The organism is Cohnella caldifontis, assembly GCF_029360585.1.
Taxonomy (GTDB): domain Bacteria; phylum Bacillota; class Bacilli; order Paenibacillales; family Paenibacillaceae; genus Cohnella; species Cohnella caldifontis.
On the sequence record NZ_JAQZSJ010000008.1, the window covers coordinates 198,892 to 210,294 of the forward strand.

Consider the following 11,403-nt stretch of genomic DNA (forward strand, 5'->3'; position numbering starts at 1 on the left):
TCCAATTCGCGTCAGGGAATAAAGGCGCCCTCCAACCGGCCGGATATGGCACGAAGGAGGGCGCTCTTATGCGCGGTTTAGGATTCCGGGCTCATGGCCATTTTGGACGCGCTTCTCCCGGGGCTGAATTTGAGGGCCTCTTCCCATAGGATTTGGGCGAAGATCCGGCGGCGGATCTGTTCCAATCGCCGGAGCGCCAGCGGAATCGTAACGCCGAACCGCTCGGCCAACAGCTCGGCTCCTTCTTCCAAATGGTCCGGAATCGCCATCCCCATCAACATGGAGGCCGGGATCGCCCCGTAAAGGACGAACCGGTTGGCTTCGGCCTCCTGGACTTCGCAGAACGATTTCGGCATCAGCGTCTGGTTTCCGGCATGGCGCAGAACATGGCAGAGTTCGTGGAGGAAATCTTCCCACTGTTCCCTGGCGTTCAGCCGCTTGTCGATCAAGACGGAACGCATGCCCATGTATTCGAGCGCCCGGCTGGTCTCGTCCAAGTAGTGAACCCATACGTTCAACCTGGAAGCCACTTCGTCAACGTTCAGTTGGGAGGGTTCGCGTATGCCGGCTTTTCTCCACAATTGGTCCGTCCACTGTTCAAGTGCCGTCGGTACATAATTCAGAATCAATTCATTCACCCGCCTAGGGGAATATATGTTCGCATGAGAGGCGAAAAAGAAAGGCCCGCCCGGGCCCCGCCGTATTTCAAGATTCTCCCTGCCGGTCGCCCGGCTTCCGGCCTTGTTCCTTCTCCTGAATAAACGCCCAGAACCGCCGCATCTCCTCTTTGCGGGCTTCCGGAGCAGCCAAGTACTCTTTGAAAAACACGCCATGTTCCGGATTCTGGATGAATGCTTCGAAAGCCGAGTGCGCGGATTGGTCGCGGTTCGCCGAAGCATCGTCCGATCGGCCTAACAAATAATCGGCAGTCGTATGGTAGTACTCGGCAAATCGGCTCAGCATGCCCGGATCCGGCTTGCGGTCGCCGGATTCGTATCTCGAGAGTTGGACATTGCTGATCCCGAGTTCTCTGGCGGCGTCCAACTGGGTTTTGCCGAATTTCTCCCTCCGCTCGCGGAGGCGATCGCCAAGCGTCATGGGGATCTTCCTTCGTATTATGGTTGTCCTTAGTATACCACAATTGACGAAACGGTAAAAGCATAGTTTGCCAAAACGGAAAAATTCTTGTTGACTAGGTGCCTATGTCGGCTTAAGATAGAGTAACAAATTGCCAATTCGGTAATTCAATCAGTGGTTCAGCACGTAGAAAAGCGGGCTGTCTGAATAGGATTCTGCAGATTGTTTACCAAATTGGCAAAATTGTTGGAGGGGAGATGGGGAAGTTGAACGGTTATCGCATCACGGATTTGGGGGAAGCCACATTGGACAATTACGCAGCGACGCGCAGATCGCTCTTGCGGACGGCCGACGATTTGACGGTGCGGATCGCGTCCCTCGAGCCGGCGCGGACGATGGAGCAGCTGAACCGCCTCTTGGCTCTGGAACAGGAACGCCGGATCGTCATCGAAATGATTTCGAGCTGCTCTTACGTTATCGAGTGGTTGGAAAAGGGAAAGATGCCGGGAAACCGAAGGGGCATTGAGAGAAGGGCGGGTTATCAGCGCGAGGTGCTCATGGATGCGGATCGGATCGCAGTTCTTAGGGAATCCGCCGGGAAGGCCGGTTCGAGTCCGTCTTGCGGCGAGGAAACCCGGAGTCAAGTGGACCGGGTGCTTCGGATCCTGACCGAGCGGGAGCGGGATTGCTTCGTTCTCGCTCATGGGGAAGGGTTCACGTTCGCCGAAATCGCCGATTTTCTGGGGATCAGCAAATCCAGCGTCGGCACTTACATGACCCGGGCGAGCCGGAAAATCGCTTTGTACGTCGGGCGTGCGGGGAAACGGGCAGGGTGATGTCATACGGTTGCCACTTAAGGATGCAAGGCACTTTCGGGGACTGGGAGGTGAAAGGATGCGCGAGGCGATTCGGCAGCGTTTGATTCAATCGATCCCTTCGGTAAACGGGCAAGTGCTCGATCTCTCCCATGAACCGGAGGCGGCCGCGAAGCCTTATCTGTTGCTCATTCAAGGCTCGGATACGCAGGGATACGGCTGGCTCGGGATTCGAAGGAAGTACGAGGTTTGGATTTACGCCGGTTACGACGCCGGATTCGGCGAAGTGGACCTGTTGGCCGAGTCGGTCGTCCAAGCGCTGGACGGATGCACCTTACAGGAGGAATCGACGGGGACCGCATTCGTATGCCGGTACGACCGATCGGTCCACGGGGACAGGCGGAATGAAGTCCGGGCAGCCGTGGCGAGAGGGCTGCGGTTCTCGGTATGGGGACTCCCGAAGCCCGGAGAATCGACGGCTCACGCCGGCGACAGTTGGCTGGCCGCGTTAGGCGATCGGTCGGCGGCTTGGCTGGGAAGCGGGTGGCAAGTTCGGCTCGGGACGTGGTCCGCCGATCTCGCCAGGCCGTCGGTTCTATGGAGGATTCAGAACGTGGAAACGGGAGCGGCGAACTCCTCTTTCTATGAACTGAAGAAAAGGGTGATCGGCCATTTCGCGGCTGACACGCCAGCCGAAGAGGCGGCTGCCGTCTGCGAGGTCGCGGAACGGCTGCAAGCCGAGCGAAAGATCCCGTTGGCTTCCGAGCCCGGCGTGTATCTGACCGTGGAGAATTTTCAAGCGGATCTGTCCGTTGACGGACTGACGGCCGGGCAAGCCGCGGTCACGCTGTCGCGGCGGATGCGTCGGGCGTCGGAGACGGCGCCGCTGATGCGGCAAGTGAGCATTTATCCCGAAGAAATCGAGAGGTGATCGTTCGGATGGCGGGCAAAAAGAAGGAAAGCCGATCCGAGAAATACGGACGGGAGCTGTTGGTCGGCCAAGCGGAGGCGCTGTTCGGCGTGAAGCCGGAAACGGCGGCCGGAGCGCTGCACGATCGGCATGGCGCGGAATTCACTTTGGACGAAGCCCGGAGCTTCGTGTCCCAATTCATGAAACGGAAGGTGATGTGACATGGCGGGAGGAACCTGGAGCCAGACGGACAAGCCGGTATTGCCCGGCTTTTACATGGCGTTTCAAGCGGCGGCCGCGGCGGCCGTGCAGCCGGGAGCGAGAGGAACGGTAGCGATTCCGGTAAGGGCGCACTGGGGGCCGGTCCGGCAATTCGCCGAAATCGCGGACGAAGCGGGTTTGATCGATGCTTATACGCAAGAAGGCGGAGGAGGGGCTTCGGCATACACGGCCGTGAGATTGGCTTTGCTCGGCGGGGCCAGGAAGGTGCTGGCATACCGTCTCGCGGACGGAAGCGAAGCGGCGGCGATCGGCACGCTGCAGGATACCGCCGAGTCTCCGGCTGAAGTGCTGAAGATTACGGCCAAATACCCTGGCGAGCGGGGCAACGCATTCCAGACGCGGCGAAAAAAGACTTGAAGCTGTACGAAGGCACGACGCTGCTTCGTACGTTCACGTTCCCGGGCGGATCGATCCAACAAGCCGCCGATGCGGTGAACGGCGATTCCGGCAACGTATGGATCGAAGCCGTCAAGCTGGCGGAAGGAAACGGAGCGCTCGCCAACGCGGCGGGAACCGCGTTGGCCGGCGGCCAATCGGGCATCTCCGGGCTGACGAACGCCGATTACGTCGAAGCATTCTCCGCTTTCGAGACGCGGGAATTCGACGCGTTCGCGCTTGACGGTCTGTCGGACGCGCCGTTGCAGACCAGCCTGGCGGCATGGATCGCGAGAATCCGCGACGAAGGCAAAGGCGTCATCGCCGTCGTCGGCGGAAGCGCCGCCGACGATACGGCGGCCGATGCCGTGAGCAAAGCCGTATCGCGAAGCGCGGGCTTCGACCATGAAGGCATCGTAAACGTGGGCACCGGGGCGATCCTGGACGGGACAAGCTTCAGCTCCGCGCAATTGGCCGCCTACGTGGCCGGTCTGATCGCCGGCAAAGGGCTGAACGGATCGGTTACGTATGCTTCCGCGCCCTTCGACGACGTGACCCGCCGTTGGACGCGCGCCGAACAAGAGCAGGCCGTTCGCTCCGGCGTTTTCCTGCTCATCCATGACGGCCGTCAAGTCAAAGCGCTGCGGGGAATCAACAGTTTGATCAGGCCCCGCGCCGAGCAGAACAACGCCTGGAAGAAGATCCGCACCATCCGCGTGATGGACAGCATCAATGCCGACTTGCAGCGAACGGCGGAGGAACAATACATCGGCAAAGTCAACAACACGGAAGAGGGGCGTCTCGCCCTCATCGGCGCCTGCAAGCAGTACATGTCGACGTTGGCGCAGACCGGCGTGATCGAAGCGGACGGTTATGACGTAGCGGTCGATCCCGATCAGACGCCCGAGCCGGATCAGGTTTTTCTCCGGTGGGAAGCGCGGCTGACGGATGTCATGGAACAAATTTTCAGCACCTTCGTGGTGCGTTAAGGAGGACGAGGACATGATGGATCCGACCCGGGCGATTCTGGGGACTTACGGGCAAGTGTTCATCGACGGGGTATGGCAGACGAACATCAACAAGCTCGAAGCGTCCGTCGAGGTGGAGAAGCGGGAGCTGAAGCTCTCCGGCAGGGAGTGGACGACGCATAAGCTGGGGGCGAAGAAAGGCACGGGAACGATGAGCGGCTACAAGGTGACCAGCGACATGATCTCGCGCGGCTTCGCCAAATTCGAAATCATCAATAAGCTGTCCGATCCGGAAGCGTACGGCTTCGAACGCATCCGCCTGATGAACTGCGTCGCCGACAAAATCCAGCTGGCCAACTGGACGGCCGGCGAGGAAGTGGCGGAAGAAACGGCGTTTACGTTCGAGGGCTACGAGCTGCTCGATCCGATCGTAGCCGGCTGATTACGAAGGAGGGATCACGCGTGGAAATGGAGTCTCTGACCGAAGAGCAGGTGCTGCAGCGGCTGCTGGACGCGGACGCCGTGCCGGAGCGCACGGTCCGGCTGGAGCGCCTGAACATCCCGGTCCGCTTGCGCGGACTGACCGGCAAGCAGGTGTTCAGCATCCGGGAGCGCTGCACGGAGCGTAAAGAGCGGCGCGGCCAGGTGACGGAACGCCTGGACGAAGAGCTGTTTAACGTGTCGCTGATCGCGGCTTCGACCGTCACCCCGAACTGGGGGGATTCGAAGCTGCTGGCCAAGTACGGCGCGAGCGGGCCGGAGGAAGTGATCAAGCGGCTGCTGCTGGCGGGCGAACTGTCGGCCATGGGCGACGTCGTGCTCGATCTGTCCGGTTTCAATACGGAGCTCGAAGACGTAAAAAACTGATCCGATCCGGGGCGCTCGCCGGCATGCTGCATGCCATGTGGGTCCGCCATCACCTGCGCCCCGGAGCGTTCTGGCTGCTCCCCCGGGGGGAGCAGCTGTTCCTGATGGCGAGCATGGAGCTCGAGTGGGAGGCCGAAGCCGAACGGGCGCAGGCCGGGCGGAAGGGAGGTTGAGGACGTGGCGGGGGAAGTCATTTCGCACGTGGATTTCGTAATCGATGCCGACGGAATATCAAATACTACACAATCATTCCAGACGTTGGAACGATACCTGGCAAGAATAGAACGGCGTTATCAGCAACTGGGACTCATGCAGATTCGGTCAATAACATGGTTCGGTGAGAGAACAAGTCAAACCTTCGACACATTAATCCTAAAACTTACCACCAGTGTTGAAAAGTTTAGATTAATAGGTGCCAATTCGGGAAGGGTATTTTCGGATGCATTTTCAAATGCCTTTGATATTACCAACCTAATGACAAAAGTAACATCTGGAACAAATGAGCCAACTAGCAGAATTGATATTCCAAATGGTTATGGATTCTCAGACATCAGTTCAAATGATCGAAAAGAAGGAAAATCTATGTTAAAGGGCGGTCAGGTGGCAGAGACGATACCAAAAATGAACGGTTTCGATAAGGCTGGTACTACTGCCGGGGTAGCATTCCTCCAATCGTTTTTAAACGCATTCGATACTTCTATGCTCACTCAAAAAGTTAAAAATTCACTGAATGGCATAACGATTAATCTAAACGTAGAGAACACAGCTAATGCTAATAATGAGTTTTGGACAAGCATTGGAACAAATGCAATTTACGATGCAGCTAAGGGCTTGTTTGGAAAATTATTGAAAGTGCCCAAAGTGCAAGAAATCTGGGGAAAAGGAAAAAAACTATTTTCCGATGAGACTTTTATGAAAAGATTTAAGAATTTCGTAGTCAAGGATACTTTGCCTTTAAAAACAAGTACAGCTACGAGTACTGCTGGTGAAATTGCTTCTATTGAAGCCGCATCGTCTGTCACTCCATACGCTTTGGCTTCTATTCCGTTTATTGTGGGGGGATGGACGATGCTCGAAGAAAGAGCTAAAAATCTTCGAGCAGAAAGGTTTATGAACTCCTTAGAAAATCCAACATATTATCCAAATACTTATCTTTCTCCCCGACCCGAACGATATTGGTACAGTGATATGAAAGATCATTTTTTAAGTACAATTTATGAAAATTTTCCGGGACTTGAACCAAAGCCTAAGCAATATTCACCTGCTTTGAGTGTACAATCACAAACATCACTGGCACCTTCAGTTAATCAACCGCTAAACATTCAAATTGCACCAAATTCAGTTCAATTAAACTTTAAAGATTCAGAGCCAGATTATAAAGCCATCGCAGCTCGGGTAACTCATTATCTTACGATGCAATTACAACAATCATACGAGAATCGCCCCTAGAAAGTAGGTGATGGCGTTGGACATTTCGCTTCGATACCCGAGCGGTGAGGCATTCATCTTCCCGGTCAATCCCGAGGAAATCTCGATCCGGCGGGACAAACAATTCGAGACATTCAATCTGCTGCCGCTGGGTGAGGTGGACGTTCCGCAGCAAGAGAGGGTGAGGGAAATCGCCTTCTCTTCTTTTTTTCCGAAAATCCACGATGACCGATACTGCCAGTGCGGCGGCGAAAGCAACCACCCGGAACCGCAGGCCGCGATGAACCGATTAACGGCGCTCATGAACAGCAAGACGCCGGTCCGGCTGATCATCTCCGACACGGCGGTCAACGTACTGACGTTTCTGACCTCGCACAACTCCACTTTTAAAGGCGGGGAACCTGGGGATACGTATTTCGACGTGACTTTCCGCACCTACCGCGAGATGAAAGTGAAGACTGCCGGAACGCAGGGCCCGTCCGCGCGGCCGGACCCTAAACCGGTGCCGAAAGTGTATACGGTCAAAACCGGGGATACCCTGTGGGCGATTGCCAAGCTGCTGTTAGGTGACGGCGGCAAATGGCGGACGCTTTACGAAAAAAACAAGTCCGTCATCGGACCGGATCCGAACCGTATTCGCCCCGGACAGAAGCTGGTGCTGCCATGAGCTGGGAAATCGTGCTTGCAGGCAAACACGACATCAGCGATTTCGTCGAAGAAATCACGCTGGAAGAGTCGCTCGACGAAATCGCCTGCCGCGCCAATATCCGATTGCTGGCCGCGAATGGTCTGCCGTCGATCGCGCCGGGGCAAGAAATCCGCCTCTCGGATCTTCAAGGCTCGAAGCGGGACCATTTGCTTCATCCCGGCGTCGTATGGGAATGCCGGAGCGACAATGGAGGAACCAAGCATCTGGAGGTAACGGCGTATGACCGGAGCATCTATTTGGCCAAGTCCGAAGACGAGAAGTTGATGCCCGCGGGTCAGACCGCATCCCAGCGGCTTCGGGCTTACGCGAAGGAATGGAACATCCCGGTCGGCAGCGTCGCGGATACCGAAATCAAGCTTTCTCGCAATATCAAACGGGCGCAGTCCATCATGTCCATGATTTTGGAGGATTTGCGGGAGACGGCGGACAAGGGCGGGGGCCTTTTCCGGGTACGTATGACGCCGGAGGGCGTAGGGTTGGTGAAGCTCGGTTCGAACGCCGAGACGTGGGAGTTGGCAACGCCCGAGCAGGTGTCGCAAACGCGGACGTTGGAGGGCGCCGTCACGCAGGTCAAAGTATTGGGTGCCTCTCCGGGCGAGAACAAGCTGTCTCCCGTACTGGCGATCGTTCGGAAAGACACCGACAAGTACGGCACGCTGCAGAAAGTCGTAGACGACTGCAAAATCGAAACGCCCGGCCAAGCCAAAGCCGCCGCTAACAAGCTGCTGCTCGGCTTGCAGGAGTCGTTCGCGGTCACCGCTCCCGACATCCGCACCATCCGGGCGGGCGACCTTGTCCGATTGAACGGGATCGCCCTGCTGGTCACGCGCGTCACGCATCGGCTGGGGGAGCCCGGGCATATGGACTTGGAACTGGCGGCAGCGGAAAAAGTGAGGAGGGATTATTTTGCCTGATCCTTTCAAGAAGTTCGCATCGGTGCTCGAGACCCGTCTGAGCGGCATGGCCGCCAAAGCGGCGTCCGGGCTGCCTTCGGAGCTGGGGACGTTTACCGGATCGGGGCTGAAGCTCGACTCGTTCCCGCACGAAATCCCGGAGTTCCTCGTGGCGGATTGGTCGGCCAAGCTTCATTTTCCGGCATTTTCCTTGATCGGGATGATGACTTCCCCGGTTGATGAGGAGGGTAATCCGCAGGGCGGGGCGGTTCCGGGACCTCGGGCTCGCTTCGATTTCGAGGAGGCGGAAATCGAGGACGTCCAGCTGGATTGGCGGTCCGGGCTGAAGGCCGGGGATCGCGTGCTGGCTGTGCCGGTTAACGGCGGGCAGGAAGCCGTCGTTCTGTGCAAGGTGGTGGGCTCGGGTGGCTGATTTGTTTCCGAGAACGGCAGCTGCGGCGGATCCGGAAGCGGGGACGTCCGAAAATGACGCTTCTGTGGCGTTCGGGCGAAGTTGGCTTTTCGATTTCGATGCCGGGGAGTTCGTGCTGACGCCGACGGGCAAAATCGCCGTTGCCGAAGAGACGGACGCCTGGCTCGAATGGTGCCGGAAGGCGCTTCAGACCGAGCGATACCGCTATTTGATTTACTCCCGCGATTACGGTCAGGAGTACGAAGGACTGATCGGCGGCGGGCTGTCCAGGCCGGCCGTGGAAAGCGAGATTCGGAGGATCACCGTCGAGACGCTGATGACCGATCCGCGGACCGCGAGCGTGGACGGATTCGTTTTCGCGTGGGATGGAGAGCGATGTTCTTTTACGTGCACGATTACGAACGTCCGGGATGAATCCGGGACGATTACGGGAAGCGTGGTGAACGGGTAATGGCGTTGCCGGAATATTTGGCGGACGTGACGGAGGCGGCGATACGCGCTCGCATGCTTGGGCGGGTTCCTTCGGATGTGGACAAGTCGGAGGGCTCGATGATTTGGGATGCATTGTCCCCCGCCGCGTTCGAGCTGTATGGGGCGTCGATATGGGCGCAAGAGGTGCTTCGGCGCGGGTTTGCATCCACGACGTTCGGGCCGTATTTGGATTTGCGCTGCGAGGAACGAGGAATCTCGAGGCGGCCGGCGGTGAAGGCGACGGGATTGGTTACGTTTGCCGGGGCAGCCGATTCGGCGATTCCGAAAGGGACGCTGGTAGCTACGCCTGCGGATGCGCTGACGGCTTCGCCTTCTGTGGAGTTCGAAACCACGGAAGCGGCAGTGATCGGCGAATCGGGCACGGCGGTTGTGCCGGTCGCGGCGGTGGAAGCGGGATTGAGCGGCAATGTCGCGGTTGGCGCGATCAACGTGCTGGTCCATGCGGTTGCCGGGGTGACCGGCGTTACGAACGCGGCGGCTATTAGCGGAGGTTCGGAAGCCGAGAGCGACGAGGCTTTGTTGGCGAGATATTTGGTCAAAGTGCGGCAGCCGGGCACGAGCGGCAACAAGGCGGATTATCTTCAATGGGCGCTAGAGGTGCCTGGTGTCGGCGGAGCGCTGGTTGAGCCGCTGTGGAACGGTCCCGGGACGGTGAAGGTTCATTTGCTGGATACTGAGAAACGGGCTCCAAGCGTTGAAGTTGTAGATGCCGTGCAAGCGTACATCGCACCGGCTGCCGGCGTCGGCGAAGGCAAAGCGCCGATCGGCGCGGACGTTACCGTAGCGGCTGCGGTAGAAGTGCCGATCGACATCAGCGTGGATCTGACATTGGCCAGCGGGGCCAGCCTGAGCGAAGTGCAGGCGTTGTTCGAGGCGGGCGTGAAGGAATATCTCAAGCAGTTGGCGTTTGCCGACTCGTTGGTCCGGACCAGCCGGATCGCCGCGATTTTGCTGGACCTCTCGCCGATCGTCGATTACGCCAATTTGAAGGTCAACGGCGGGGAAAGCAACGTGGAAATGCAGCTGGGCCAAGTCGCGGTACTCGGGACGGTGAGTTTGCATGTTGGCTGAGCTCACTTTGAACAGCGAACACGGCCGGAAGATGATGGGCTATCTGCCCGGATTCTACGCCACGTCCCGGATCATGACCTCCGTTATGGACGCCCAAGGCGACGAGCTGGACAAGTTGGGGAGCGCGCTCGACGATATTTTGGCGCAATACTTCGTTTCGACGGCTAGCTGGGGGCTCGAGATTTGGGAGCGTGAGCTGGGTATCCCCGTGGATCAGGAGAAGCCGGTGGAGCAGCGGCGGGCGGTTGTTCTATCCAAAATTCGCGGAATTGGTACCGTTACAGTCAGTTTAATTAAATCGGTTGCTGAGGCTTTTGATGGAGGAACGGTGGAAGTTACCGCTCAGCCAGAGCAGTATCGCTTTACCGTCAAATTCATTGATACGCTTGGAGTTCCCGCGAATCTGGGTGATCTTTTAGCGGCAATAGAAGAAATTAAACCGGCTCATCTTGCTGTTAAATACGAGTACAAATATTTGCTGATCGATCAGGTACAGGGTATGACTCTCAACGAGGTGCAATCCCATCGACTTTCGGATTTCGCACCGTTTATTCCGGTTATTTAGGGAGGGATCCGATTTATGCCGTCAACTACGCCGAACCTTGGGCTGTTTAAGCGTGATCCGGTTACGGAGGGAAATCAATATTTCAACATCCAGGAGCAGATCAATGATCCGTTGGATGTTATTGACGAGAAGGTCGGCGGCGAATTAGTCGACAAGCCTTCGACTGCCATATCTCTAACTTCTGGCGCCCAGATTATTAACTCCCCGCGCAAGGGCCGCCTCCGCAACGTGAAAATGACGGGGCGGACATTGGTAAACCACGCGGGACGGACGAAGACAGTGACAGGTTGGACACTAACTGGGGCAATTGTTAGCACCGATTCGACGGGTAGCCTATCCGTCACCACGACGAGTACAAACGGATACGTGTCGAAGCTAATGTACGCGGAACAAAACAAATATTACCTTGTTGCGGCAAAAATCAAGCATGGATTAGGCACAAATTCGCAAGTGAATATCGGTGGCCTTATAGGTAGGGCTTGCTGAACAATTGAAAAATGCAGTAGCAGCAAGGATTT

Annotated in this window: 16 protein-coding genes and 1 pseudogene; 15 read left to right on the forward strand and 2 right to left on the reverse strand. The window is 57.2% G+C overall.

Translation table 11 applies throughout. The annotated features are described in order from the left end of the window. Window positions 1-77: 77 nt before the first annotated feature. Complete coding sequence (locus tag PTZ19_RS13810) at window positions 78-629, reverse strand: ImmA/IrrE family metallo-endopeptidase (protein WP_276355399.1); 552 nt, start codon at window positions 627-629, stop codon at window positions 78-80. A 76-nt stretch (window positions 630-705) separates the two neighbouring features. After that, on the reverse strand, window positions 706-1,098 hold the full coding sequence (locus PTZ19_RS13815; RefSeq protein ID WP_276355401.1) for a helix-turn-helix domain-containing protein: 393 nt from the start codon (window positions 1,096-1,098) through the stop codon (window positions 706-708). Between the two features lie 245 nt (window positions 1,099-1,343). Between PTZ19_RS13815 and PTZ19_RS13820 the strand changes: the two genes are divergently transcribed. The 15 genes and pseudogenes from PTZ19_RS13820 to PTZ19_RS13890 all read left to right on the forward strand — a co-directional run bounded on the left by PTZ19_RS13820 (window position 1,344) and on the right by PTZ19_RS13890 (window position 11,371). Beyond that, window positions 1,344-1,913 (forward strand): sigma factor-like helix-turn-helix DNA-binding protein, encoded by a 570-nt coding sequence (locus PTZ19_RS13820; protein WP_276355404.1) that lies wholly within the window; start codon window positions 1,344-1,346, stop codon window positions 1,911-1,913. Window positions 1,914-1,971: 58 nt separating this feature from the next. Next, window positions 1,972-2,823 carry a hypothetical protein gene (locus tag PTZ19_RS13825; RefSeq protein ID WP_276355406.1) on the forward strand — a complete coding sequence of 284 codons (852 nt, stop codon included), beginning with the start codon at window positions 1,972-1,974 and terminating at the stop codon, window positions 2,821-2,823. Window positions 2,824-2,831: 8 nt separating this feature from the next. Continuing rightward, the gene (locus tag PTZ19_RS13830) at window positions 2,832-3,023 is read left to right on the forward strand and encodes a YqzN/YkzM domain-containing protein (protein ID WP_276355408.1); all 192 of its coding nucleotides are present in this window, start codon (window positions 2,832-2,834) and stop codon (window positions 3,021-3,023) included. Window position 3,024: 1 nt separating this feature from the next. Further along, window positions 3,025-4,448, forward strand: a pseudogene (locus PTZ19_RS13835) (phage tail sheath family protein). Window positions 4,449-4,461: 13 nt separating this feature from the next. Then, the gene (locus PTZ19_RS13840; RefSeq protein ID WP_276355411.1) at window positions 4,462-4,869 is read left to right on the forward strand and encodes a phage tail tube protein; all 408 of its coding nucleotides are present in this window, start codon (window positions 4,462-4,464) and stop codon (window positions 4,867-4,869) included. Between the two features lie 26 nt (window positions 4,870-4,895). Further along, window positions 4,896-5,294 carry a phage tail assembly chaperone gene (locus tag PTZ19_RS13845; protein WP_276355451.1) on the forward strand — a complete coding sequence of 133 codons (399 nt, stop codon included), beginning with the start codon at window positions 4,896-4,898 and terminating at the stop codon, window positions 5,292-5,294. A 23-nt stretch (window positions 5,295-5,317) separates the two neighbouring features. Beyond that, entirely contained in the window at window positions 5,318-5,467 is a 150-nt protein-coding gene (locus PTZ19_RS13850) for a hypothetical protein (RefSeq protein ID WP_276355413.1), read from the forward strand. A 4-nt stretch (window positions 5,468-5,471) separates the two neighbouring features. Then, entirely contained in the window at window positions 5,472-6,743 is a 1,272-nt protein-coding gene (locus PTZ19_RS13855; RefSeq protein WP_276355415.1) for a hypothetical protein, read from the forward strand. A gap of 16 nt (window positions 6,744-6,759) precedes the next feature. Then, window positions 6,760-7,389 carry a LysM peptidoglycan-binding domain-containing protein gene (locus PTZ19_RS13860; protein ID WP_422615000.1) on the forward strand — a complete coding sequence of 210 codons (630 nt, stop codon included), beginning with the start codon at window positions 6,760-6,762 and terminating at the stop codon, window positions 7,387-7,389. Then, a complete protein-coding gene (locus PTZ19_RS13865; protein WP_276355419.1) occupies window positions 7,386-8,345 on the forward strand; it encodes an XkdQ/YqbQ family protein in 960 nt (319 codons plus the stop codon). The genes PTZ19_RS13860 and PTZ19_RS13865 overlap by 4 nt, the downstream gene beginning before the upstream one ends. Continuing rightward, window positions 8,338-8,757, forward strand: a complete 420-nt coding sequence (locus PTZ19_RS13870; protein WP_276355421.1) for a hypothetical protein — start codon at window positions 8,338-8,340, stop codon at window positions 8,755-8,757. Before PTZ19_RS13865 ends, PTZ19_RS13870 begins: the two co-directional genes overlap by 8 nt. Then, window positions 8,750-9,208, forward strand: a complete 459-nt coding sequence (locus PTZ19_RS13875) for a DUF2634 domain-containing protein (protein ID WP_276355423.1) — start codon at window positions 8,750-8,752, stop codon at window positions 9,206-9,208. The genes PTZ19_RS13870 and PTZ19_RS13875 overlap by 8 nt, the downstream gene beginning before the upstream one ends. Further along, window positions 9,208-10,320 carry a baseplate J/gp47 family protein gene (locus tag PTZ19_RS13880; protein WP_276355425.1) on the forward strand — a complete coding sequence of 371 codons (1,113 nt, stop codon included), beginning with the start codon at window positions 9,208-9,210 and terminating at the stop codon, window positions 10,318-10,320. Before PTZ19_RS13875 ends, PTZ19_RS13880 begins: the two co-directional genes overlap by 1 nt. Then, complete coding sequence (locus PTZ19_RS13885) at window positions 10,310-10,885, forward strand: YmfQ family protein (RefSeq protein WP_276355427.1); 576 nt, start codon at window positions 10,310-10,312, stop codon at window positions 10,883-10,885. Before PTZ19_RS13880 ends, PTZ19_RS13885 begins: the two co-directional genes overlap by 11 nt. Before the next feature lie 15 nt (window positions 10,886-10,900). After that, entirely contained in the window at window positions 10,901-11,371 is a 471-nt protein-coding gene (locus PTZ19_RS13890; protein ID WP_276355429.1) for a hypothetical protein, read from the forward strand. Window positions 11,372-11,403: the final 32 nt, after the last annotated feature.